22 protein-coding genes are annotated in these 21,979 nt (G+C 63.6%); 9 read left to right on the forward strand and 13 right to left on the reverse strand.

The window, feature by feature from the left end; genetic code table 11:
• Positions 1-101: 101 nt before the first annotated feature.
• A complete protein-coding gene (rpoH, locus tag WH367_RS04240; RefSeq protein ID WP_052329887.1) occupies positions 102-1,079 on the reverse strand; it encodes an RNA polymerase sigma factor RpoH in 978 nt (325 codons plus the stop codon).
• Between the two features lie 333 nt (positions 1,080-1,412).
• On the opposite strand from rpoH, the gene cutA reads away from it, so the two are divergent.
• Positions 1,413-1,778 carry a divalent-cation tolerance protein CutA gene (gene cutA / locus WH367_RS04245; protein ID WP_339534414.1) on the forward strand — a complete coding sequence of 122 codons (366 nt, stop codon included), beginning with the start codon at positions 1,413-1,415 and terminating at the stop codon, positions 1,776-1,778.
• 26 nt (positions 1,779-1,804) lie between these two features.
• Here the strand turns inward: cutA and WH367_RS04250 are convergent, their stop codons facing one another.
• The 3 genes from WH367_RS04250 to ftsY form a co-directional block, all read right to left on the reverse strand.
• Positions 1,805-2,584 carry a DeoR/GlpR family DNA-binding transcription regulator gene (locus WH367_RS04250; protein WP_339534416.1) on the reverse strand — a complete coding sequence of 260 codons (780 nt, stop codon included), beginning with the start codon at positions 2,582-2,584 and terminating at the stop codon, positions 1,805-1,807.
• A gap of 147 nt (positions 2,585-2,731) precedes the next feature.
• Positions 2,732-5,902 carry a metallophosphoesterase family protein gene (locus WH367_RS04255; protein WP_339534417.1) on the reverse strand — a complete coding sequence of 1,057 codons (3,171 nt, stop codon included), beginning with the start codon at positions 5,900-5,902 and terminating at the stop codon, positions 2,732-2,734.
• A 155-nt stretch (positions 5,903-6,057) separates the two neighbouring features.
• Positions 6,058-7,272, reverse strand: a complete 1,215-nt coding sequence (gene ftsY, locus WH367_RS04260) for a signal recognition particle-docking protein FtsY (protein ID WP_339534418.1) — start codon at positions 7,270-7,272, stop codon at positions 6,058-6,060.
• A 28-nt stretch (positions 7,273-7,300) separates the two neighbouring features.
• Here ftsY and WH367_RS04265 point away from each other — a divergent pair, with 28 nt between their 5' ends.
• The 4 genes from WH367_RS04265 to coaD all read left to right on the forward strand — a co-directional run bounded on the left by WH367_RS04265 (position 7,301) and on the right by coaD (position 11,507).
• Positions 7,301-8,746: a M16 family metallopeptidase gene (locus WH367_RS04265; protein WP_021026251.1), complete on the forward strand. Its 1,446-nt coding sequence runs from the start codon at positions 7,301-7,303 to the stop codon at positions 8,744-8,746.
• A 102-nt stretch (positions 8,747-8,848) separates the two neighbouring features.
• Positions 8,849-10,192 (forward strand): M16 family metallopeptidase, encoded by a 1,344-nt coding sequence (locus WH367_RS04270; protein WP_052329884.1) that lies wholly within the window; start codon positions 8,849-8,851, stop codon positions 10,190-10,192.
• Positions 10,192-10,905 carry a 16S rRNA (guanine(966)-N(2))-methyltransferase RsmD gene (gene rsmD, locus WH367_RS04275; protein WP_339534419.1) on the forward strand — a complete coding sequence of 238 codons (714 nt, stop codon included), beginning with the start codon at positions 10,192-10,194 and terminating at the stop codon, positions 10,903-10,905. Before WH367_RS04270 ends, rsmD begins: the two co-directional genes overlap by 1 nt.
• Before the next feature lie 104 nt (positions 10,906-11,009).
• Positions 11,010-11,507: a pantetheine-phosphate adenylyltransferase gene (coaD, locus tag WH367_RS04280; RefSeq protein ID WP_043339436.1), complete on the forward strand. Its 498-nt coding sequence runs from the start codon at positions 11,010-11,012 to the stop codon at positions 11,505-11,507.
• A gap of 17 nt (positions 11,508-11,524) precedes the next feature.
• On the opposite strand, the gene WH367_RS04285 is transcribed toward coaD, so the two are convergent.
• The 5 genes from WH367_RS04285 to WH367_RS04305 form a co-directional block, all read right to left on the reverse strand.
• Positions 11,525-12,649, reverse strand: coding sequence for a zinc-binding metallopeptidase family protein (locus WH367_RS04285; protein ID WP_339534421.1), 1,125 nt, complete (start codon positions 12,647-12,649; stop codon positions 11,525-11,527).
• 128 nt (positions 12,650-12,777) lie between these two features.
• The gene (locus WH367_RS04290) at positions 12,778-13,098 is read right to left on the reverse strand and encodes a BON domain-containing protein (RefSeq protein ID WP_116924709.1); all 321 of its coding nucleotides are present in this window, start codon (positions 13,096-13,098) and stop codon (positions 12,778-12,780) included.
• Positions 13,099-13,191: 93 nt separating this feature from the next.
• Entirely contained in the window at positions 13,192-13,578 is a 387-nt protein-coding gene (locus tag WH367_RS04295; RefSeq protein ID WP_021026245.1) for a hypothetical protein, read from the reverse strand.
• 111 nt (positions 13,579-13,689) lie between these two features.
• On the reverse strand, positions 13,690-13,851 hold the full coding sequence (locus WH367_RS04300; RefSeq protein ID WP_021026244.1) for a DUF1328 domain-containing protein: 162 nt from the start codon (positions 13,849-13,851) through the stop codon (positions 13,690-13,692).
• Positions 13,852-14,114: 263 nt separating this feature from the next.
• On the reverse strand, positions 14,115-15,452 hold the full coding sequence (locus WH367_RS04305) for a sensor histidine kinase (protein WP_027010752.1): 1,338 nt from the start codon (positions 15,450-15,452) through the stop codon (positions 14,115-14,117).
• Positions 15,453-15,561: 109 nt separating this feature from the next.
• Here WH367_RS04305 and WH367_RS04310 point away from each other — a divergent pair, with 109 nt between their 5' ends.
• On the forward strand, positions 15,562-16,194 hold the full coding sequence (locus WH367_RS04310) for a response regulator (RefSeq protein ID WP_021026242.1): 633 nt from the start codon (positions 15,562-15,564) through the stop codon (positions 16,192-16,194).
• A 77-nt stretch (positions 16,195-16,271) separates the two neighbouring features.
• Here WH367_RS04310 and WH367_RS04315 read toward each other — a convergent pair whose 3' ends face one another.
• The 4 genes from WH367_RS04315 to gpmA all read right to left on the reverse strand — a co-directional run bounded on the left by WH367_RS04315 (position 16,272) and on the right by gpmA (position 20,358).
• Positions 16,272-16,658, reverse strand: coding sequence for a response regulator (locus WH367_RS04315; protein ID WP_021026241.1), 387 nt, complete (start codon positions 16,656-16,658; stop codon positions 16,272-16,274).
• Positions 16,659-16,923: 265 nt separating this feature from the next.
• Complete coding sequence (locus tag WH367_RS04320) at positions 16,924-17,679, reverse strand: HesA/MoeB/ThiF family protein (protein WP_021026240.1); 756 nt, start codon at positions 17,677-17,679, stop codon at positions 16,924-16,926.
• A gap of 90 nt (positions 17,680-17,769) precedes the next feature.
• Positions 17,770-19,284, reverse strand: a complete 1,515-nt coding sequence (locus WH367_RS04325) for a S41 family peptidase (protein ID WP_339517374.1) — start codon at positions 19,282-19,284, stop codon at positions 17,770-17,772.
• Between the two features lie 333 nt (positions 19,285-19,617).
• Complete coding sequence (gene gpmA / locus WH367_RS04330) at positions 19,618-20,358, reverse strand: 2,3-diphosphoglycerate-dependent phosphoglycerate mutase (RefSeq protein WP_021026238.1); 741 nt, start codon at positions 20,356-20,358, stop codon at positions 19,618-19,620.
• A 250-nt stretch (positions 20,359-20,608) separates the two neighbouring features.
• Between gpmA and WH367_RS04335 the strand changes: the two genes are divergently transcribed.
• The 3 genes from WH367_RS04335 (at position 20,609) to secB (ending at position 21,978) form a co-directional block, all read left to right on the forward strand.
• Positions 20,609-21,016, forward strand: coding sequence for a rhodanese-like domain-containing protein (locus tag WH367_RS04335; RefSeq protein WP_116924714.1), 408 nt, complete (start codon positions 20,609-20,611; stop codon positions 21,014-21,016).
• A gap of 88 nt (positions 21,017-21,104) precedes the next feature.
• Complete coding sequence (gene grxC / locus WH367_RS04340) at positions 21,105-21,362, forward strand: glutaredoxin 3 (RefSeq protein WP_339534424.1); 258 nt, start codon at positions 21,105-21,107, stop codon at positions 21,360-21,362.
• 154 nt (positions 21,363-21,516) lie between these two features.
• A complete protein-coding gene (secB, locus tag WH367_RS04345) occupies positions 21,517-21,978 on the forward strand; it encodes a protein-export chaperone SecB (protein ID WP_116924716.1) in 462 nt (153 codons plus the stop codon).
• The last annotated feature ends 1 nt before the right edge of the window (position 21,979 follow it).

Consider the following 21,979-nt stretch of genomic DNA (forward strand, 5'->3'; position numbering starts at 1 on the left):
CGGGCCATAAAAAAGCGCACAGGCCAGAAGGCATGTGCGCTTTGATTATCGCCAATTGCGATGCGGGTGTGTGCTGCGATAGCAGATCGTTGCAATACGGCTTAAGCGTACTCGGCCAAGGCCTTGCGCATTTTCTTCATGGCAGCCGATTCGATCTGGCGAATCCGCTCGGCGCTGACGCCATACACCGCAGCCAGGTCGTGCAAGGTCATGCCGCCCGAGCCATCGTCGTTCACCTTGAGCCAGCGCTCTTCCACAATGTGGCGGCTGCGCTCGTCCAGGGTGGCCAGCGCTTCCTGAATGCCATCGGTGGCCAGGTAGTCGCGCTGACGCGATTCGATCATCGCGGTGGGCTCGTGCGATGCATCGGCCAGATAAGCGATCGGGCCATAGGCCTGCTCGCCGTCATCGGAGGGGCTCGGATCGAGCAGCACATCGCCGCCCGACAAGCGGGTTTCCATCTCGATCACATCTTCGCGCTTGACATTCAGGTGCGCGGCCATTGCGTCGATTTCGCTCTCGGAGAGCGTCTCGCGCTGCATCGCGCCGTCTTCCATGCCCGCTTCTGCCTTGAAGCCCTGCTTCATCGAGCGCAGGTTGAAGAACAGCTTGCGCTGGCTCTTGGTGGTGGCCACCTTGACCATGCGCCAGTTCTTCAGGATGTATTCGTGGATCTCGGCCTTGATCCAGTGCATGGCGTAGCTGACCAGGCGCACGCCCTGGTCCGGGTCAAAGCGCTTGACGGCCTTCATCAGACCGACATTGCCTTCCTGGATCAGATCGCCATGCGGCAGGCCGTAGCCCATGTACTGGCGGGCGATGGATACCACCAGGCGCAGGTGCGAGAGCACCAGACGGCCGGCGGCCTCGACATCACCGTTTTCCTTGAGTTTTTTCGCATAGCCCAGCTCTTCCTCGGGGGTGAGCATGGGGATGCGGTTGACCGCAGTGATGTACGCGTCCAGATTGCCCAGGGGTGGTACCAACGACCATGGGTTTGCAGGAGCCAATGCGGTAGAAATGGTGGCGGCTCCAGAATGAGTTGTCACGCTAGAAGTCCTTTCGTCTATGCGATACATAGTAACACCGGTAGGAGTCCCTTGATGCTGTGGGAGTTCCCATGCTGCGGTGCAGTAATCTCGGGTTTAAGTTTCAACTAAGAATGGCGGGGATTGGCGCCGATAAAGAATAGCTTGCTCCTGATTTTGATGCTATTTACATTTCTTTATCGTGGCCATAGCGGCTGGCAGGGCGCTGTCTGACACCTCTTTCCGCTTTCAGGGCAGTTGGAGTGGGAAGTCTGTGGATAAGTTCCGTGCAGGGAACTAAAAAATCTGGATATATTCTCAGTGTTTTTACGCTGTAGAGCAGCCTTTGAACTGCAGCGTGTTTGATAAAAATCATGGAGTTGAATGATGCATCCCTTGGCCATGAACCCCGGCCCCGCCGGCCACTACCTGGTGGCATGGGCGAGCACGACGGTAGACAGTGAGGCCGCGGCCCATGCGCTGGCCCAGGCGGGCGTGCAGGCCCGCTTGGCGGCCTGCGCCCAGGTCGAGAAAATCCATTCGCACTACTGGTGGGACGGTCAGTTGCAGCAGGCCGATGAATGGCGCATTACCTGGAAGACCACGCCTCCCAGCCTGCCGGCCTTGCAGCGTTTGCTGCTGCCGCTGCACCCCTATGCGCTGCCGCAGTGGCTATGGGGTGAGAGCGCGGCCAGCCCCGCCTATGCGGCTTGGGTCGCGGCGGAAGTGGGCGCTGCGCTGCAGGTGTGAAGGGCTACGGCGTCTGGTCAGCCCGATCAGACGGGCAGCACAGCCACGCCTTGGGCGCCGAGCGCTGCCAAGGCCTCGGTGTTGGCGGGGTGGGCATTGGTGATCAGGGTCTGCTGGGCGGGTGGGCAGGCGACGGCGTAGCGGCTGCGCAGCCCTATCTTGCTGTAGTCGGCCAGCACCAGCATGGACGAAGACTGCTCGGCCATGGCGCTGGCCAGGCTGGCCTCATGCTCGTTGCCAAAGGTCACGCCATCCTCGGCGCTGATGCCCACCGGCGAGAGCAGGGTGACATCGGCGCGGTAGCGGCGGATCTCGTTGAGGGTGACCTCGCCATAGGTGCAGGGGATCTCGGGGTTGGTATCGCCGCCCAGCAGCACCACGCGCATGCGGTTGGCCGTGCCAGCGGGCGCCTGGGTGCCAGCGAGCTTGAGGGCGACGGTGATGGAGTTGGTGACCACGACCAGGCGGCTGATCAAGCTGAGCTCTTCGGCCAGGATGGCGGTGGTGGTACCGGCATCGATAAACACCATCTGGCCCGGTTGCAGGCGTTTGATCGCTGCCTTGGCGATGGCGCGCTTCTCGGCCACGCGCAGCGCCTGGCGTTGCACAAAAGGGGGCTCGTCCTGCGTGACGCGGGCGACGCCACCGTGCACCCGCCGCACCAGGCCCATGGATTCGAGCGCCAGCAAATCCTGGCGTACCGTTTCGCGGGAGACCTGCATGTCCTGGATGAGTCGGTCGGTGCTGAGCCGGTCGATCGAGGCGAGCAGCGACTGGATACGGACAAAGCGGTCTTCTTGCAGCATGGATGCGTTTCCTTCAAAGGCAGGCCGGCAGCGCGGCCAGCGCTATTTTGCAGTAACGGCCTTGACGGCCGTGTGTAATCAAAAAGGGCCCCTGCAAGACCCATGCCCAAGGGCAGAAGGTGGTGCAGAGGGCCCGGAGGCTGCCAATCAGCGTTGACGACGCGCGAGCGCAGCGCCTGCCATCAGCAGCATCGACACCAGCAGCAGGGCCAGCGGCTGGTTGGTGGGCACGGGCGTTGCCGCTTGCGATGGCGGCACCACCACATCGGCAGGCACGGCGACCAGCACCGGATCGACGATGGCGCCGTTCACCAGGCCGTCTTCGTCGAGCGGGCCGCCGTCGGTCACGGTATAGCGCACCACGCCGCCGGCCATGCTGGCGCCGGCGATCTCGCTGACCTGGCGCTTGCCGTCAGCTGCGGTGTGCACCTTCATCACGCGGCTGTTGGCGGGCAGGCCGGCGGGCACCTCCAGGCGGACCTGGGCGCTGAAGCCTTCATGGGCGCAGCCCGAGAGTGTGAAGGACAGCAGACCGGTGGCGGCTTTCAGGCCGGCGGGCAGCAGGCCCGCAGGCACGGCGCTGACGCTGGCGTTGGACTGGTCGCAGCGGGTGGCGGCCTGGATGTTCAGGGCCATCGCGGGCAGGTTGCCGCCGGGCGTGGGCAGCTGGGTGTCGATCAGGTCTTGCAGGGGTGGCTCGGGTTCAGGCGCAGGGTTGCCCAGCTCGAAGGAGCCGGTGGCGCTCCAGCCGGACCAGTTCAGGTGCGTATCGCGCACCCGCACACGCCAGTACCAGCGCTCATCCTGGCCCAGCTGCAGCACCTGCGGGGCCTGGCCCTGGAAAGGGTCCCAGACCGAGCCCTTGCTGCCATCGGCCTTGGCCAGCTGCGCGTAGCACTGGCGGCCGCCCTGGCGCTCAGCGCCGCTGTCACCATCCTGATCCCACTTGTAGCCGCAGCTCCAGCGGTCACGCAGGCTGTTGCCGCCGGCAATGATGGCGCCGGTCAGCTTGCCGCGCGTCGTGCCCGCATCCACATTCGGGTAGACACGCTTGGGGTTGGCCAGCAGCTGGCCCAGCGGCAAGGTCGCAATATCGGCATCCTTTTGCGTGTTGACGCGCACACCGTTCAGGTAGGTCCAGTTCTCGCTGCGGGTGTCGTTGCCCCAGACGTCGTAGACCGGTTGGCCAGCGGCAAACTGCGGGTCCTTGGAGACCTGCCATTGCGCTTCATAGAGCGCCGGGCCTGCGCCTGTGCGGTAGGCGAGCTTCAGGCTGGCAGGGTCGACCTGGCCGAGCTGGGCCTGGACCAGTTCCGGCTTGAGGGACCAGGCCTGGCTGGTGATGGCGATGCTGTCGTCTGGCGTGCTGCTGGTGTTGGAGCCGCTCAGGTCGTAGCGCTTCCAGGTCAGGGCGGGGGTGGCGCTGCCAAAGCTGGCTTCCAAGGTGCCGTAGCCAAAGCTGAGCTTGGTGTTGGCGATGACGTCCAGGTCGCTGTCGTCGTCTTGCTTGGCGCCTTCCAGTGTGCCGCTGCCCGAGGCCACATTCAGCCAGAGGTGGCGGCTGTTCATCGAATTGCCGCGCTCATAGAAGTGCACATGGCCGTTCAAGTTGGCGGTGATGGCGCCGGTCGTGCGGCCATAGTCTTCCATCTGGGAGATGAAGTCGCAGGTGGCCATCACCTCGCCCTGGCGCCATTTCTCGCTCAGGCAAGGGTGGTGGTTGAGCAGCACCATATAGGGCTTCTTGTCCACACGGGTCTGGGCCATCAGGCCGGTAAACCAGTTCAGGTGCTCTTGCATGTAGTCGGCGCGGAACAGGCCCCGGCCGTTGTCATAGCCGGTCCAGCCACCGGTGTTGTGCATGGCCGAGGCGGGGTTGAAATCGCTGCCGACAATGCGCATGCCCAGGTAGTCCAGCTGGTACCAGTGCAGCGGGTGTTTTTCCGAGCCATTGGCGGGCATGCGGTTGAAGTACTTGCGGTAGGTCTTGGCCCAGCTTTTCTCGCTGCCGGCGCTGGCCTGCTCGCCGCCAAAGTACTCGTGGTTGCCGGGCGAGGGGATCAGCGGCACATAGGCCGTGATGGCGGCGAGCGGGCCGAAGAACTGGTCTTTCCAGTTGCTGCGTGTACCGCCCGAGCCGACCAGGTCGCCGGGCACCATGAAGCCAGCCAGGCTTTGCGCGCACTGGGCAGCAGAGCCCGCGCAGTCGTTGTTGATCACGCCCTGGGTGATGTTCTTGAGGCGGTTGGCCAGGCCATCCTGGGTGTCCGAGACCACGGCGAACTTGGCGCTGGCAACGCCATCGCTCTCGCGTGGCCAGGTCTTGAACTGGAAGGGGCCGGCCAGCTTGGGCGCTGCGCTGGTGCCAGTGACCACGGCGTACTCATAGAGCGTGTTCGATTGCAGGCCGGCGATATCGGCAAAGAAGATGCTGCTGTCGGCAAAGTCACCCACTGGGTTGATGGCGGGCGCCAAGGTGTAAGGCCCGCTGCTGCCGGCCAGGCGCCACCAGATGGTGGGGGCCGACTCGCTGGTCTCCAGCATCACGGCCATGTGGTCGGGGCCGGGGTTTTGCAAGGTCGGGCCCACGGTCAGCGCCGGTGCATTGGCGGTGCTGGGCAGCTTGGCGGGGTCAAAGGGCTTGGGCGGTTCGCTGCTGGTTTGCGTCAGCACCACGTCATCGAGGCCCCAGTACCAGTTGTTGTCGGTGTTCAGGTAGCTAAAGCGCAGGCTGACTTTTTTGGCGCCGGCCGGGGCACTGAAGGCCAGGCTCTCGGTCTGGTTCAGGCGCGAGGCACTGGTCTCATGCAGCAGGGTCTGCACGGAGCTGTCATCAAACACGGCCTCGACCTTGATGCTTTCCTTCTTGGTACCACCCATCTGGAAATGGCTGAGAAAGCCCAGCGCGTAGCTGCCGCCGCCCAGCACCGCAATGCTGGGGCTTTCCATCACGGTGTTGAAGAACAGACCGCTGTTGGGCCGCAGGCCATCGGATTCGGCCACCGCGATCTTGCCGCTGGCCTTGGTCAGCTTGGCGCGCTCCCCTCCCGAGACCTGGGCGGTCCAGTAAGCGGGCGTGACAAACTTCCAGCCCAGCCAGGGCAGTTTGGCGGCGGTGGAGCGGCCACTGGTGGCCACCGTCTCGGCGTTCTCCAGGCGCAGCGTCCAGCCGGCCGGGCCTGTCGTGCCCAGGCCGGCAGGTGCGTCTGCGCCCGCCGCATCAAAGTTCTCGCTAAAGACCACCGTTTGGGCCAGGGCCAGTCCGCTGACTGCCCAGAGCCCGGCGGCACACAGCTGCCGCAAGCTTGCTATTTTCATGAAACCTCCTGCCGTCAAGGCCGATGTGGTGAATGCATGTTTTCACCAGGAAGTGCAAAAAATAACAAGATTGCATGAAACTACAATGACGCGGGCGCAAAAAAAGCCCTGCGCCAGAGGGCAGGGCTTGGAACTGCGACGGGGCTGCTGGGCGTTCAGGCCAGCAGCGCCTGGGCAAACTCCTTGGCGCTGAAGGTCTCGAGGTCTTCGACCTTTTCACCCACACCGATGAAGTACACGGGGATCGGGCGCTCCTGTGCGATGGCCGCCAGCACGCCGCCCTTGGCCGTGCCGTCGAGCTTGGTGACGATGAGGCCCGTCAGCTGCAATGCATCGTCAAAGGCGCGCACCTGGTTGAGCGCGTTCTGGCCGGTGTTGCCATCGATCACCAGCAGCACTTCGTGCGGCGCACTGCCATCGGCCTTGGTGACAACGCGCTTGATCTTCTTGAGCTCTTCCATCAGGTGCAGCTGGGTGGGCAGGCGCCCGGCGGTATCCACCAGCACGACGTCCTTGCCCCGGGCCTTGCCGGCGGTCACCGCATCAAAGCTGACGGCCGCCGGGTCGCCGCCTTCCTGGCTGATGATCTCGACCGTGTTGCGGGTGGCCCAGACGCCCAGCTGCTCACGCGCCGCAGCGCGGAAGGTGTCGGCCGCCGCCAGCAGCACGCTCTGGCCGGCATCGGCCAGGTGCTTGGTCAGCTTGCCGATCGAGGTGGTCTTGCCAGCGCCATTGACACCGGCCACCATGATGACCGTGGGGCTGTGCTCGCCAATGACCAGCGGTTTCTCCAGTGGCGCGAGCAGATCGGCGAGCGCGCTGGCCAGCAGGTCCTTGACAGCGGCGGGGTCGGTGGTCTTGCTGTCCTTGACGCGCTGCTTGAGGTCATCGAGCAGATGCTGGGTTGCCTTGACGCCGGTATCGGCCATCAAGAGCGCCTCTTCGAGCTCTTCGTAGAGCTGCTCGTCGATCTTGGTGCCGGTGAAGACCGTCGCAATGCTGGAGCCGGTTTTGCGCAAACCGCTCTTCAAGCGGTTCATCCAGCTATCGCGGCTGCCTGCGGGCTCGGGTGCTATAGTGATAGGAGCTACCGGCGCCTGCGGGGCTTGTGTAACTGGGTTTTTCGTGACCGTTTCTGCAGCCGTGGGCGCCGGGGCTGCGGCCTTGCCACCCATGCCCAGGCCACGCAGCCAGCCCGTCTTGGCGGGCTCTGCGGCCACAGGGGGGGTCGGGGTCACCGGCGCGCTGGGCACCTGGGGTGCGGGCGGCGGGACATCAGCCGCTGGAGCGGGCGCAGGCGCTGGCTCGGCGGCGGAAGGGCTGGGGGCTGCGTCGGCAGCGGGAGATTTTTTCTTGAAAAAACTGAACATTGTGCGCTACGTAGAATCAGCCTATTTTATGAAACGTTCCACCATTTTGCTGGCCTTGATGGCCTCCCTGGGCGCTGGGGCTTCTCCAGCCTGGGCTGCATCGCCTGTGCCCACCACTGCCATCGCCTCCAATTCTGCTGGTGCCCAGCAGTTCCAACTGTCCAATGGCATGGGCCTGATCGTACAGCCTGACAAGCGCGCGCCCACGGCGGTGCACATGGTCTGGGTGCGCGTGGGCTCGATGGACGAGGTCGACGGCCGCTCGGGCCTGGCCCATGCGCTCGAGCACATGATGTTCAAGGGTACGGCCACTGTGGCGCCCGGCGATTTCTCGCGCAAGGTCGCAGCGCTCGGCGGGCAGGACAATGCCTTTACCAACCGCGACTACACCGGCTACTACCAGCAAATTCCTTCGGGCAAGCTCGAAGAGGTGATGCGCCTGGAGTCGGACCGCTTTGCCAACAACCAGTGGCCCGACAGCGAGTTCAAGAAAGAGATCGAGGTCATCAAGGAAGAGCGGCGCATGCGCACCGATGACAACCCGCGCGCCAGCCTGATGGAGCAGCTCAATGCCGCGACCTGGCAGGCCTCGCCCTACCACCGCCCGGTGATTGGCTGGATGGGCGACCTCGACTCCATGCACCCCGATGACGCCCGTGCCTTCCACAAGGCCTGGTATGTGCCGGAGAACGCCGTGGTGGTGGTCGCTGGCGATGTGGATGTGGACAAGGTGCGCGAGCTGGCCGAGAAATACTACGGCAGCATTCCAGCGCGCGCCTTGCCCGAGCGCAAGCCCCGGCCCGAGCCGCTGCAAAAGGGCGAGCGCCGGCTCGACTACAAGGCGCCTGCCGAGCAGGCCTATGTGGTGATGAGCTTCAAGGTGCCCGACCTGCGCAACCTGGTCGAGCCCAAGGACAGCGACAAGGATGCGATGGCGCTGTTGATGCTGGGCTCTGTGCTCAGTGGCTATGACGGCGCGCGCCTGGACCGCCAGCTGACCCAGGGCCCCGGCCGCGTGGCCGATGCCACCTTCAGCGGTGCCAGCGTGGTCAACCGGGGGCCATCGACCTTCTTGCTGGGCGGTGTGCCGTCGCAAGGCAAGACCGCCAAGGAGGTCGAGGCGGCCTTGCGTGCCGAGGTGGCGCGCGTGGCCAAGGAAGGCGTGGGCGAGGCCGAACTGGAGCGGGTGCGCACGCAGTGGCAGGCCTCTACCGTCTATGAGCGTGACTCGGTCTTTGGCCAGGCCAATGACCTGGGCTCCAACTGGGTGCTGGGCTTGCCACTCGATGCCAACGACAAGCTGCTGGCGCTGATGAAAACGGTGACGGCCGCGCAGGTGCAGTCGGTGGCTGCGCGCTATTTTGGCGATGACCAGATGACGGTGGCGACCCTGGTGCCCCAGCCGCTGACCGATGCCGACCGCGCCGCGCAAAAGCGCAGCGGTGCCGCGACCAAGGACGGGGCGGTGCACTGAGCACCACCTCGCGGCGGATGCGCGGCTTGGCGCACCCGCCAACGATTGTTTTTACCAGGGCCTGCCGCAGATGGCAGCGGGCCCTGGCTAGCAGAGATACCCATGCGAACCTCTTTTTGCAAAACACTGGTCGGCGGCGCAGCCGCCTTGCTGGCCTCCCATTCGGCCTGGGCCTTGCTGCCCATCGAGCATTGGACGCAGGACAGCGGCGCCCAGGTCTGGCTGGTCAACAGCCCCACGATCCCGATGGTGGATGTGCAACTGAACTTTGATGCCGGCAGCCGGCGCGACCCGGCGGACCAGGCAGGCCTGGCCAGTGCGGCGGCCATGATGGCCTCCAAGGGCGTCAAGGCCCAGGGCAGTGCGCCTGCGCTCGACGAAAACGCCGTTGGCGAAGCCTGGGCCGATCTGGGTGCCAGCTTTGGTGCTGGTGCCAGCAGCGATGCGCTGACCTTTTCGTTGCGCTCGCTGACCGATAGCAGCCTGCTGGGCCGCGCCGCTGACCTGGCGGCGCGCCAGATGGCCCAGCCCAGCTATGACGATGCCGTCTGGCAACGCGAGCGCGAGCGCTGGAATGCCGCGATCAAGGAGGGCAATACGCGCCCAGCGGTGGTGGCGGGCCGCGCCTTCAACCAGGCCGTGTTTGGCAGCCACCCTTACGGGCAGCGTGCCACCGAAGAAACCCTGGCCCGGATCAGCCCGGCGCTGATGCAGCAGTACCTGGCGCGCTCGGTCGATGCCTGCCGCGCCAAGGTGACGCTGGTGGGCGCGCTGGACAAGGCCCAGGCCGATGCACTGGTCAAGCGCCTGCTGGCCCAGGTGCCGGCCACGCCCAAGGCGCAGTGCGCGGCGCCCTCCGAGGTGCCGGCCGTGCAGCCGCTGGCCAAGGCCGATGACATCCAGATCGCGTTTGACTCGGCCCAGGCCCAGGTGCTGCTGGGCCAGCCCGGCATCCGCCGCGCCGATCCGGATTTTCTGGCCGTGCTGGTGGGCAACCATATTCTGGGCGGCGGCGGATTCGCGTCGCGCCTGATGGAAGAGGTGCGTGAAAAGCGCGGCCTGGTGTATGGCGTGTACTCGTCGTTCAACCCGGGGCTGGATGCGGGCGCGTTCCAGATCGGTTTGCAGACCCGGCCTGACCAGGCAGCCGAGGCGCTCAAGGTGACGCGCGAGGTGCTGAGCGATTTCATCGCCAAGGGCCCCACCGCCGAGGAGCTGCGCGATGCCAAGGACAACCTGATTGGCGGCTTTGCGCTGCGCGTGGACAGCAACGCCAAACTCTTGGGCAATGTGACCAATATCGCCTGGAATGGCCTGCCGCTGGACTACCTGGACCACTGGACGGACCGGGTCGAAGCCCTCAGCGCCGACGATGTGCGCAAGGCCATGGCGCGCATGGTGCAGCCCGACAAGCAAGTGACCGTGGTCTTGGGAGCAAAACCATAATGGGACGCAGTGCCATCAAAAGCGAGGGCGCGTTGCGCGCCCTGGTGCAAAAAGCAGCCGCTGCGGCCGAGGCCGTGCCTGACGCGGCGCCCGCCCGCAAGCGCGGCACGACCGGCAACACCGGCAATGCCGCCCGCGTGGCAGCGTCCGCTGCCGGCGAGATCCGCATCATTGGCGGCCAGTGGCGCCGCACCAAGCTGGCGGTGCTGACCCGCCCCGATCTGCGGCCCACGCCCGACCGGGTGCGCGAGACCTTGTTCAACTGGCTGGGCCAGGACCTGGCCGGCTGGCGCTGCCTTGATGCCTTTGCCGGTACCGGTGCGCTGGGGCTGGAGGCCGCATCGCGCAACGCGACCCAGGTGCGCATGGTCGAGTCCGATGTGCAGCTGGCCGCGCAGATCAAGCAGCTGGCGCAGAAGCTGGGTGCCACGCAGGTGGAGGTGAGCCGGGGCGATGCGCTGGCTGCGCTGCAGGCCTACACCGCGCACTGGGACCTGGTCTTTCTGGACCCGCCGTTCTCCGGCCAGCTGTTTGTGCCAGCGCTCAAGGCGGCGCAGGCGGCGGTGACGGCGCAGGGCTTTATCTACCTCGAAGCGCCCGAAGCCTGGAGCGACGAGGCCCTGGCCGAGCTGGGCCTGGTGCGCCACCGCTACCTGAAGGCGGGCGCCGTGCATGCGCACTTGCTCAAGAAGGCGGAGGCCGCAGCCGACTGAACGGGAATGCCTTCCCGCTGGCGGGGTGGTGGCAGAAATGGTTTATGCTGCGCTGCAATGCGCCAGGAGACTGGCACAACGATGATGCTTTGCAGGAGACAGACATGACACTGGCCATCTACCCAGGCACCTTTGATCCCATGACCCTGGGCCACGAAGACGTGGTGCGCAGGGCTTACCAGTTGTTTGGCAATGTGATTGTGGCCGTGGCCGAAGGCCACCACAAAAAGACCATGTTCTCGCTCAAGGAGCGCATGGACATGGCGCGCGAAGCGGTCAAGCACTACCCCAGCGTGCGGGTCGAGAGCTATTCGGGCCTGCTGCGTGATTTTGTTGTCGCGCAAGGCGGCAATGCGATTGTGCGTGGTCTGCGTGCGGTCACCGACTTTGACTACGAGTTCCAGCTCGCTGGCATGAACCGCTCGCTGATGCCCGATGTGGAAGCCGTGTTCCTGACGCCCAGCACCCGCTACCAGTTCATCAGCAGCACCTTTGTGCGCGAGATCGCGATGCTCAGCGGCGAGGTCGACAAGTTTGTCTCGCCCTATGTCGCGCAGGAGCTGCAGCGCAAGGTGGCGCAGCGCCGGGCCGAAGAGGCCTGATGTCGGCGCGCAGCCGCTCAGTGCTGGTGCATCACCGGTGGGCGGCCACTCTCGAGCGGGTGGGGCCGCCGCACGATGTCATGTACATAGCGCAGCTTTTGCAGCGCCCCGGCCGATAGCGCAAATGGGTAGGCATCCTGCTGGCCCAAACTGCGGTTGAGGCTGTTGAGCAGCAAGGTCACCGGCACCCACTGTGCGACCATGTCTTCAAAGCGCGGAGGCGGCCGGACAAAGGGGTCGCTGATGGTGACCGAGGGGCGGCCTTCGGCCATCGTCAGATCGGTTTGGTAGCTGGCTGCAGTTTCCAGCATGTCGACCATATGCAGATAGTGGGCCCAGGATTCGGCCCAGTCTTCCCAGGGGTGCGCGCTCGCATAGGCGCTGACGAATTGCGCACTCCACTGCGAGTAACCCGGCGGGTTGGCATAGTAGTCTTGCAGCGCCTGCGCATAGCTTTGGCGCTCATCGCCAAAGAGCTGGCGAAAGCTGTCGAGCTCGCCGCCATCGCGCACCAGCTTGTCCCAGAAGAAATGGCCCGACTCATGGCGCAGATGGCCCAGCAAGGTGCGGTAGGGCTCGTGCAGGGCTACACGGCGGCGCACGCGCTCGTCATCGTCGGCCTCTGCGATGTTGATGGTGATGAGCCCATCGGCATGGCCGGTGATCACCGGCTGGTCGGGCACATCGGCGAGGAACTGGTAGTGGGGCGTCCAGCTCGGCTGATCGGGGTGCAGCCCCAGGCGCGCCAACGTAACGTAGAGGCGCCGCTTGGCGCTCTCCAGCTTTTGCCAGCGCAAGGTGTTGCCCGCGACCGAGAGATCGGGCAGCACCAGTGTCTGGCGGCAAGAGCTGCAAAGGTGGTTGGACTCGCCGGCCGGAATCGCAAAATTGCAGGCCTGGTACTGGTCGCGGTTGGCGCACATGCGGTAGCACTGGCTGCTGTAGGTCGCCTTGGAGGGAATGCGTTGCCACAAGGGGGCTGGCTCGCCGGCCGCAGGTGCTATACCGTCCGCCTTCACTGCTGCCATGGCCCCGACGTCGTCGCAGTCGGGCAGGTAGGCGAGCGTGGCGCCGCAATTGACGCAGTGCACGCTCTCAAAAAAAACCAGGTGACCGCATTGGTCGCAGTGGAAAAGACGCATCAATCAAGCTTAACGCATCGCTGCGCAATTGACCATGGCTCCCAGGTCGGACGAGGCCTGCTTTCAGGGACGAAAAAAAACCAGCTGGCATGCACCAGCTGGTTTTTGGTGAGTCAGGCTCGCGCAGCTTATTGCTTGACGATCAGGCTGTTGCGCACTTCGGTCACGCCCTTGACGCCGCGAGCGATCTGACCGGCACGGTCCTTTTCCATTTGCGACTTGGCAAAACCGGACAGCTGAACAATGCCGCCGTCCATGGTCTTGACATTGATGGAGCTGGCCGAGGTTTCCTTGTCTTCAGCCAGCTTGGCCTTGACAGCGGTGGTCACAGCGGAGCCATCGATGTATTCACCCACGGTTTCTTGCTTGCGAGCCACGGAGCAGCCAGTGGCCATCACCAGGGTTGCACCAGCAAAAGCAGCGATAGCGATAGTACGGGAGAGTTTCATTTTTGTTTCCTCGCAAAGTGTTGTTAGGGTGCTTGAAAATCGATCGGCATCTGCACCGCACTTATCCGTTGTATGCCGATAGATGCTTGAAAATCAGTCGCGACGGCGGGTTGCCATGATGACCAGGGTTGCCAAGGCGGCACCTGCTGCCATCGCAATCGCCATCGACTTGCCCGGTTGGTCGGAGACGTACTCGTTGGCACGCTCCTGGGCACGGTAGAACTGCTCACGGGCACGGTGCGAAGAGTCAGCCGCCAGGCCAATGCCGCGCTCAGCCCAGTCCTGTGCACGGGAGGCAATGTGATCGATGGAATGGTTCTTTTCATGGCCGTATTCATCGATGGCACGCTCGGCCTTGTTGGCCGCAGACTTCACGGCACGGCGCGTGTGGCCCACCGCCTTTTCAGCGCCATCGAGCACGTCGTTGGCGGTGTCTTCCACTTTGTCCACAGCGTCCTTGGCAATTTTTTCGGTATCCATGAAATAGCCTCTTTCTATGATGTTCAATGAAGATCTTGCAGTGTACGTTGACCTGCGCGTACCAGATAAATGTATCGTGTGGTGAGCACAGGTTCAAGGGTTGTCAAAGTGCTACTTCTTCAACAATCCCATCAGGAACGATGCGACAGCCAGCACGATAAAAATCACAAACAGGATCTTGGCAATGCCGACCGCACTGGCCGCGATACCACCGAAGCCGAAGACGGCGGCAATCAGTGCGATGACCAGGAAGACAACAGCGTAATGCAGCATATTTTTCTCCTCATGTTGTTTGCTGTGCAAGAAGGTGCGAGCAATGACTGCATTCTGGCCGCTGCCCGCATGCAGCCTTGCCAGTAGGTGCGAAGAACAGGTGTAGGACAGCTCCCGCGATGCGCTGATGCGCAGGGGCTGAGGCGCTGTTTGACAGGCGCGCAGCAAGTGCAGCGCGCGAAGTTTTGCGCGCTGCCTGGGGTGCTTGCTGTGTGGGAGGGGAGGGGTGGGCAGAGAGGCTGCGGAGCGCAGCCTGCGCCCCTTTAGTTCTGCGGCAGATTGGCCGAGATGGTGGTGCCTTGCTGCGGGGCAGAGGCGATGTGCAGCCGCCCGCCGCTCGCCTCAATGCGGTGGCGCATGCCGGCCAGGCCGTGCGAGTTCGGATGGGCCTGGCTGGGGTTGAAGCCGACGCCGTCATCGCGCACCTGCACGAACACATGCTTGGGGTGGCTTTGCAGGCTGATGAGCACATTGCGCGCCTGCGCGTACTTGCCGATATTGGTGAGCGACTCCTGGATCAGGCGGTAGATGCTCAGCTGCATCGCCTCGGGCACATTGATCTGCTCCAGACTCAGCTCGACGGCCACATTGCTGCTTTCGGAAAACTCCTTGGCCAGGATCTCCAGCGAGGCCGTCAGGCCCAGGTTGGACAGCGACGAGGGGCGCAGGTTTTCGATGATGCGGCGCTTGAGCGCGATGCCGCTGTTGAGCGTCTCGATCAGGTGCTTGATGCGCTCCTGTACATCGGGTGCAGCCATGTCGATCTTGGATTTGAGCCGTGCCACATCGAGCTTGGCCGTGGTCAGCAAGGCGCCCAGCTCGTCGTGCAATTCGCGCGCCAGGTGGGCGCGTTCGTCTTCGCGCACCTGCTGCAAGTGGGTGGCCAGCTCGCCCAAGGTGGCGGTGCGCTGGCGCACCTGCTTTTCGAGCTGGTCGCGCTCGTCTTCCAGCATGCGCTGCTCGCGCAGCATCAGGCCAGTGAGGCGGTTGGACTGGCGCAGGTAGAGATAGAACGCGAGCAGGCCCACGATGCTGACGATGGCAATGCCCAGGCGCGCGAGGGTCAGGGACTTGAGAATCTCGGCCTCGTTGTGCATGCGCCGCTCGTTGCTGTGGATCACCAGCTCGTTGCTGAGCCTGCGCATGTTCTCCATCGTGGCCTTGGCTTCCGGGCTTTTGACCAGGAAACGCCAGGCCTCATCGAGGCCCTGGCGGCGCAGTGCAATGCTGGTGTCCATCTGGCTCAGGCGCTTGGCCACTTCACGGCCGAGCATCGACGAGGTCTGCAGGTCTTCGGGGAAGACGCTGTAGATGGCACGCAGCTCATCGACGGCGTTGTTGACGTTGGTGCAGGCCTGCTGGTAGGCCGACAGATTGCTGTCCTCGCCGCTCAGCAGATAGCCGCGCGCATGGGTTTCCGCATCCACGACCTGCTGCATCAGCTTGTCCAAGGTGGTGCGGGTCTGGTAGGTGACCGTGAGGTTCTGCAGCGAATCGTGCGAGCGGTAGTAACCAGCTTCGTTGATGCCGATCAGCACGGCAGCGGCCAAAAAGGCGGCTGGCAAACTGATGGCCCATTTGCGCAAGCGAGACCAACGCATGGAGCTTCCTTTTTTGATGGTATTTGGTTTATGCGAGTGATAATAGAGCAAACTTCGGGCAGCGCCTGCATTGGGCCGGTGCTGCAGTTTGCGCTGCATGAGGGGATATATGATTAAAGTTGGTATCGTCGATGACCACGCGATTGTGCGCTCGGGCCTCAAGCAATTTCTGGCCGAGCATGTCGACCTGCGCGTCGTGGGGGAGGCGGCCAACGGCCGTGAAGCCATCGACCTGGTGCGCAAGGAAGAGATCGACGTGCTGATCATGGACCTGTCCATGCCCGGCCAAAGCGGCATCGATGCGCTGGCCATGCTGCGTGCCAAGGCGCCCGATATGGGCATTCTGATCCTGAGCGGCTACCCCGAGGCCCATTACGCGATCAACCTGATCCGCCAGGGCGCCAGCGGCTACCTGAACAAGGAATGCGACCCGTCCGAGATTGTCGAGGCGCTGCGCACCATCTCGCTGGGCAAGCGCTACCTGACGCCGGCCGTGGCCGATCTGCTGGCCCAGCAGCTGCACCGCAAGGAAGACGCACCGCCGCACGAGCAGCTCTCGGAGCGCGAATTTCAGGTGTTTTTGAAGCTGGCCAAGGGCGAGACGGCCGGCAATATCGCCGACCAGCTGTCGCTCAGCGTCAAGACCGTGAGCACCTACCGTACGCGTTTGATGGAAAAGATGGGCCTGGCATCGAACAGCGACCTGACCTACTACGCGCTGAAAAATGGCTTGATTGACTGAGCGAGCGAACCTCTGCAAAACCAGCGGCCTACCCGGGCCGCTTTTTTGTGGTTGCCTGCGGGGCAACATGGGGGCGCTCACTGCAGCTGTGATGTGCGCTCCACGCAGTAGTCGATCAGCGCGTCGATGTCTTCGGACTTGTCGAACACCCGGTTGGCGCCCAGCTGGGCGCAGCGCTCGCGCATGCTCGGCGTGGCGTAGTTGCTGAGAATGACCAGATGCTGGTGCGGCGCGCGTTCCTGGAGCTTTTCCAGCACGCCCAAGCCGCTGCCTTCGAGCAGGAAGATGTCGACCACCGCCAGATCCCAGTCCGTCGAAGGATTGCTGAGCCAGCTGGTAGCGTCAGATTCGGTGCTGGCATGCCCCACGGTTTCCACCTGGGCCAGGTCTTCCAACGTGGCTATCAGGTTGTCGCGGATGGTCTTGTTGTCTTCAACCAGATAAGTTTTCAAACGGCGATGCATATACGGCTACACGGGTGTGTCTTACCGTAACAATGATAGCAACAAGCCATGCGCACGCCGTCGGTCTGAAAGGATGGCGTAAGTAGGACAAGACCTCGTAGGTGTATTTTTTATCTATTATTCTATATAAAAAACAAATAACAATGCACTAAATCAAGAGTGTTGCTGGCCGGTCGTGCTCCATTCCATGTCCGTGAGCTTGAGCATCATCAGCCAGCCGTCGAGGCTGCGGCCAATGCCGGCAATGAGCTTGAGCGCCTCTGTATCAAGCGTGTTGCTGGCCGCAGACGGGGCACTGGGGGTTGCGGCTGATCCGCATCGTGCTCCATTCCATGTCCTTGAGCTCGAGCATCATCAGCCGGCCGTCAAGACTGCGGCCAATGCCGGCAATGAGCTTGAGCGCCTCTGCAGCCTGCATGGTACCGATGATGCCCACCAAGGGGGCAAATACCCCCATGGTCGAGCAGCTCGCTTCCTCGAACTGTTCCTCGGGCGAGAACAGGCAGGCATAGCAGGCAGCGCCTTCACGGCGTCGGTCAAACACGCTGATCTGGCCATCAAAGCGGATGGCTGCGCCGCTCACCAAGGGCTTGGCCAGCGCCACGCAGGCGGCATTGATGGCCTGGCGCGTGCGGTAGTTGTCGGTGCAGTCCAGCACCACCGTGGCATCGGCCACCAGCGCCTGCAGCCGCTTGGCATCGACGCGTTCCTGCACGGTATGAACCTGTACATGCGGATTGATCGCCTGCAGGCTGGCCGCACAGGAGCTGACCTTGGCCTGGCCCACGCGCTCGGTCGTATGGGCAATCTGGCGCTGCAGATTGGTCAGGTCCACCGTATCGTCATCGACCAGGGTGATGTGGCCCACGCCGGCCGAGGCCAGGTACATCGCAGCCGGGCTGCCCAGGCCGCCTGCGCCAATCACCACCGCATGGGCGGCGAGGATGGCCTCCTGGCCTTCGATGCCGATCTCGTCCAGAAAGATATGGCGGGAGTAGCGCAATAGTTGCTCGTCGTTCATGGGCCTATTGTCGGAAAAAAACAAAGGCCGCAGCAGGAACTCTGCTTGCGGCCTTGTGACGCAGCCTCGAAAAGGCTGGATGCTGGGGCTTTACTTCTTGGGCTCTGTCGCGGGCGGCAGCTTGGTGTCGTCCGTGGTCGACTCTGCGGGCTTGTCGCTCGTGCTGGTCTTTTCCTCGTCCTTTTTCTCGGCAGGGCGCTCGGTCTTGGTCTGGCTGACCTGTACGGGCTCGCCCTTGAGCTGGTGCAAGGCCTGCTGCAGCTGGAAGTCCTTGTCCGAGCCGAACTCGGGCGGACGGCGCTCGGAGGCGGGCTTCTTGCTCTCTTCGTCCAGGCGCTTGAGCGCCGCTTCACGGGCTTTCTCGCGGGCTTCGTCCTTGACTTCGGGGCCTTGACCGCTGGAGAGGTGCTTTTCCAGATCCGCTTCGCGGGTGCGCAGCGCAGCGAACAGATCGCCTTCGGCCGACTCGTCGACCATGATGTCGGGCACGATGCCCTTGGCCTGGATCGACTTGCCGCTTGGCGTGTAGTAGCGCGCCGTGGTCAGCTTGATACCGGTGTCCGGGCCCAGGGGGCGCACGGTCTGCACCGAGCCCTTGCCAAAGGTCTGGGCGCCCATGATGGTGGCGCGCTTGTGGTCCTGCAGTGCGCCCGAGACGATCTCGGAGGCCGATGCCGAGCCTTCGTTGACCAGCACCACCAGCGGAATGTTCTTGATGGCAGCGGGCAGCGACTTGATCGGATCGCTGCCGCGGCGCGCGTAGAACTCGGGCGAGGCGCGGAAGATCGCCTTGCTCTCGGCCAGTTGGCCGTCGGTGGTCACCACGGTCACATTCGGCTGCAGGAACGCGGCCGAGATGGCGACGGCCGCATCCAGGAGGCCACCGGGGTCATTGCGCAGATCCAGCACCAGGCCCTTCAGGTTCGGGTCCTGCTTGTACAGGTCATCGACCTTGCGCACAAAGTCGTCGACGGTGCGTTCCTGGAACTGTGAGACGCGCACCCAGCCGTAGCCCGGCTCGACCATCTTGGCCTTGACGGACTGGGTCTTGATCTCGGTACGGGTGATCGTGACGGGGAAGCTGCGGCTCTCGTCCTTGCGCAGAATCGTCAGCACCACCTTGGTGTTGGGCTCGCCGCGCATGCGCTTGACGGCATCGTTGAGCGACAGGCCCTTGACCGCCGTGTCATCGATCTTGGTGATCAGGTCATTGGTCTTGAGGCCGGCCAGGTCAGCGGGTGAGCCTTCGATGGGCGAGACGATGCGGATCAGGCCGTCTTCCTGGGTGATCTCGATGCCGACACCGACGAACTTGCCGCTGGTGCCTTCCTGAAACTCGCGGAAGGACTTCTTGTCGAAGTACTGCGAGTGGGGATCGAGCCCGGAGACCATGCCGGAGATGGCATCGGTGATCAGCTTTTTGTCATCGGCCGGCTCGACATAGTCGGTCTTGATCAGGCCGAACACGGCCGACAGCTGTTGGATTTCTTCCAGCGGCATGGGGGACATCACGCCCCTTGCGACCGTCTGCAAAGACACAGTGGTGAGCGCGCCGGCGACCACGCCCAGTGAAACCCAACCGGCAATCTTCAATTTTTGGCCCATATGCTCACAACTTTCTATAGCGTGCCAATATACACCCAAGCGCCTGCACTGGTGCAGCGCAGCAGCCGTTTTCGGGTGCTAAGACAAGTATTTACTTTCGGTAGCTGCCCACTGGCGCTGGCATGCGGCGGCGGCTGACAGCGATCGTTTCGCTCCGCCTTCCGGTCCGGGCAGGCACCAGCTCTGGCCGAATGGCGCTGGCTTTTGCCAGGCTGGCGAGGCGCCCCCTGCCTTGCCTACAGCCCGGGGCTGCCTCGCTCGGACTCCGGGCGCAGGCAGTAGTTCCCGTTAGGGCTTGCAGGGCCGCCCGTGGGTGGCGGGCAGCCCGTGGTTTTAGGCCTTGCCTTGCGAGGCAACGGCCGCAGCGGCCTTGGCAGCGGCTTCGGCGTCACCCAGGTAGTAGTGGCGCAGTGGCTTCAGGTTGGCGTCCAGCTCATAGACCAGCGGGATGCCGTTGGGGATGTTCAGGTTCACGATGTCGCTGTCGGAGACGCCATCGAGGTACTTGATCAGCGCGCGGATGGAGTTGCCGTGGGCGGCAATCACCACACGCTCGCCGCGCTGGATGGCGGGGGCAATCGCTTCGTTCCAGAAGGGCACGACGCGCTCGACGGTGTCCTTGAGGCATTCGGTCAGCGGCACCTGGTCGGCAGCGCCGGCGTAGCGGCGGTCGGTCTTCTCGCAGCGTGGGTCGCCGGATTCCAGCGCCGGTGGCGGCGTGTCATAGCTGCGGCGCCAGACCAGCACCTGCTCATCGCCAAACTTCTTGGCGGTTTCGGCCTTGTTGAGGCCTTGCAGCGCGCCATAGTGGCGCTCGTTGAGCTGCCAGCACTTTTGCACCGGCAACCAGGTGCGGTCCATCTCGTCCAAGGTGTGCCACAGGGTGCGGATGGCGCGCTTGAGCACGCTGGTATAGGCGACATCGAAGTCATAGCCCTCGGCCTTGAGCAGCTGGCCGGCCTGCTTGGCTTGCGCCACGCCGGTGTCGGTCAGGTCCACATCTGTCCAGCCGGTGAAGCGGTTTTCCAGGTTCCAGGTCGATTCACCATGGCGAATCAGGACAAGCTTGTACATGCAATCCTCGTGCGATAGTCAAAAATCGGTGCGTGTCGCTGGCGGGAGGCGCTTGGGGCCCGGGGTAGCCCGCCGCATTCACAATGGCGCCGATTGTAGAGGCAGGCTTAAATCCCAGGGCGCTTGCAGAGCTTGCCAAGCGGCGCCTGGTGCGCGTTGGGGGGGGCTGCTAAAGGCTTTTGCCGCGCAGCGGCATGGTGGCCCTTTTAGAATGTGCGGCTGTTTGAGCATTTTTTGACAAGGGACTTGTGTGAACTTTCTGATCGACAACTGGTATCTGATCGTGCTGGTACTGGGCTCGGGCGCGATGCTGATGATGCCCGCCATGAAGAACATGGGCGGCGGCACGCTCAGCCCCGCCAACGCCGTGGCACTGATCAACCGCGAAAAAGCCGTGGTGGTGGATGTGTCGGACGCGCAGGAATTCGGCGCCGGCCATATCGCCAATGCCAAGAATGTGCCGCTGGACCAGCTCGAAGCGCAGCTGCCCTCCGTCGTCAAGAACAAGGCCTTGCCGCTGATCCTCGTGTGCGCACAGGGCCAGCGCTCGCAGCGTGCCGTGGCCGTGGCCAAGAAGCTGGGCTACACCAATGTGCAGGCCCTGGCCGGTGGCATGAAGGGCTGGCGCGCTGCCAGCATGCCGCTCAAGAAGGCTTGATTCTTGGGGCTTACGGCCCCAGATACTGGCTTTAGACACCCACTACAGAGCGGCGGCCTTGTGCAGGCCGCCGCCGCAGGACACTCCGATGCAAGCTGTAAAGATGTATACCACCGCCGTCTGCCCCTACTGCATTCGCGCCAAGCAAGTGCTCAAAGCCAAAGGCGTGGAGCAGATTGAAGAAATCCGCATCGACACCGATCCGGCCCAGCGCGCGGTGATGATGGAGACCACCGGCCGCCGCACCGTGCCGCAGATCTTCATTGGTGACACCCATGTCGGCGGCTGCGATGACCTGATTGCGCTGGACCAGCGCGGTGAGCTGACCCCCTTGCTCCAAGCCTGAGCCGCGCGCTTTCCCCTGAAGGCGAGCGGGCGCCCGGGCTTTTCCTTGCTGACACTTTGCCATTGCATAATGGCAGGCTGCATGCGAGGGGCGCGCACACCGGGCGGCATCGCAGCTGCACTCCATTCCTTTTTCTAGCGAAAGACAGACAACCATGGCGGATCAAGAAAATCCCGTGTTCCAAATTCAACGCGTGTACCTGAAGGACGCATCGCTGGAGCAGCCCAACTCGCCAGCCATCTTGCTGGAGCAAACCCAGCCGAGCGTGGACATCCAGCTGGGCGTGGAAGCCACCCCGGTGGCCGATGGCATTTTCGAAGTGGCGGTCACCGCCACCGTGCAGACCAAGATCGAAGACAAGACCGTGTTCCTGGTGGAAGCCAAGCAAGCCGGTATTTTCGAGATCCGTGGCATCCCTGACGACCAGATGGGTGCCGTGATCGGCGTGGCTTGCCCACAGATCGTCTACCCTTACCTGCGCGGCAACGTGGCCGACATCGTGACCCGCGCCGGCTTCCCGCCTGTGCACCTGGCGGAAATCAACTTCCAAGCCATGTACGAACAGCAACAAGCCCAGGCCAATGGCGCTGGCGCAGGTGCCGCACTGGCCCAGTAAT

Origin of the sequence: Comamonas sp. MYb21, from assembly GCF_037479395.1 — a bacterium.
GTDB lineage: Bacteria > Pseudomonadota > Gammaproteobacteria > Burkholderiales > Burkholderiaceae_C > Comamonas.

Bases quoted from the DNA above. Each gene is read 5' to 3' on its own strand.
- rpoH (WP_052329887.1), bottom strand. From the start codon at position 1,079: ATGTATCGCATAGACGAAAGGACTTCTAGCGTGACAACTCATTCTGGA.
- cutA (WP_339534414.1), top strand. From the start codon at position 1,413: ATGATGCATCCCTTGGCCATGAACCCCGGCCCCGCCGGCCACTACCTG.
- WH367_RS04250 (WP_339534416.1), bottom strand. From the start codon at position 2,584: ATGCTGCAAGAAGACCGCTTTGTCCGTATCCAGTCGCTGCTCGCCTCG.
- WH367_RS04255 (WP_339534417.1), bottom strand. From the start codon at position 5,902: ATGAAAATAGCAAGCTTGCGGCAGCTGTGTGCCGCCGGGCTCTGGGCA.
- ftsY (WP_339534418.1), bottom strand. From the start codon at position 7,272: ATGTTCAGTTTTTTCAAGAAAAAATCTCCCGCTGCCGACGCAGCCCCC.
- WH367_RS04265 (WP_021026251.1), top strand. From the start codon at position 7,301: ATGAAACGTTCCACCATTTTGCTGGCCTTGATGGCCTCCCTGGGCGCT.
- WH367_RS04270 (WP_052329884.1), top strand. From the start codon at position 8,849: ATGCGAACCTCTTTTTGCAAAACACTGGTCGGCGGCGCAGCCGCCTTG.
- rsmD (WP_339534419.1), top strand. From the start codon at position 10,192: ATGGGACGCAGTGCCATCAAAAGCGAGGGCGCGTTGCGCGCCCTGGTG.
- coaD (WP_043339436.1), top strand. From the start codon at position 11,010: ATGACACTGGCCATCTACCCAGGCACCTTTGATCCCATGACCCTGGGC.
- WH367_RS04285 (WP_339534421.1), bottom strand. From the start codon at position 12,649: ATGCGTCTTTTCCACTGCGACCAATGCGGTCACCTGGTTTTTTTTGAG.
- WH367_RS04290 (WP_116924709.1), bottom strand. From the start codon at position 13,098: ATGAAACTCTCCCGTACTATCGCTATCGCTGCTTTTGCTGGTGCAACC.
- WH367_RS04295 (WP_021026245.1), bottom strand. From the start codon at position 13,578: ATGGATACCGAAAAAATTGCCAAGGACGCTGTGGACAAAGTGGAAGAC.
- WH367_RS04300 (WP_021026244.1), bottom strand. From the start codon at position 13,851: ATGCTGCATTACGCTGTTGTCTTCCTGGTCATCGCACTGATTGCCGCC.
- WH367_RS04305 (WP_027010752.1), bottom strand. From the start codon at position 15,452: ATGCGTTGGTCTCGCTTGCGCAAATGGGCCATCAGTTTGCCAGCCGCC.
- WH367_RS04310 (WP_021026242.1), top strand. From the start codon at position 15,562: ATGATTAAAGTTGGTATCGTCGATGACCACGCGATTGTGCGCTCGGGC.
- WH367_RS04315 (WP_021026241.1), bottom strand. From the start codon at position 16,658: ATGCATCGCCGTTTGAAAACTTATCTGGTTGAAGACAACAAGACCATC.
- WH367_RS04320 (WP_021026240.1), bottom strand. From the start codon at position 17,679: ATGAACGACGAGCAACTATTGCGCTACTCCCGCCATATCTTTCTGGAC.
- WH367_RS04325 (WP_339517374.1), bottom strand. From the start codon at position 19,284: ATGGGCCAAAAATTGAAGATTGCCGGTTGGGTTTCACTGGGCGTGGTC.
- gpmA (WP_021026238.1), bottom strand. From the start codon at position 20,358: ATGTACAAGCTTGTCCTGATTCGCCATGGTGAATCGACCTGGAACCTG.
- grxC (WP_339534424.1), top strand. From the start codon at position 21,105: ATGCAAGCTGTAAAGATGTATACCACCGCCGTCTGCCCCTACTGCATT.
- secB (WP_116924716.1), top strand. From the start codon at position 21,517: ATGGCGGATCAAGAAAATCCCGTGTTCCAAATTCAACGCGTGTACCTG.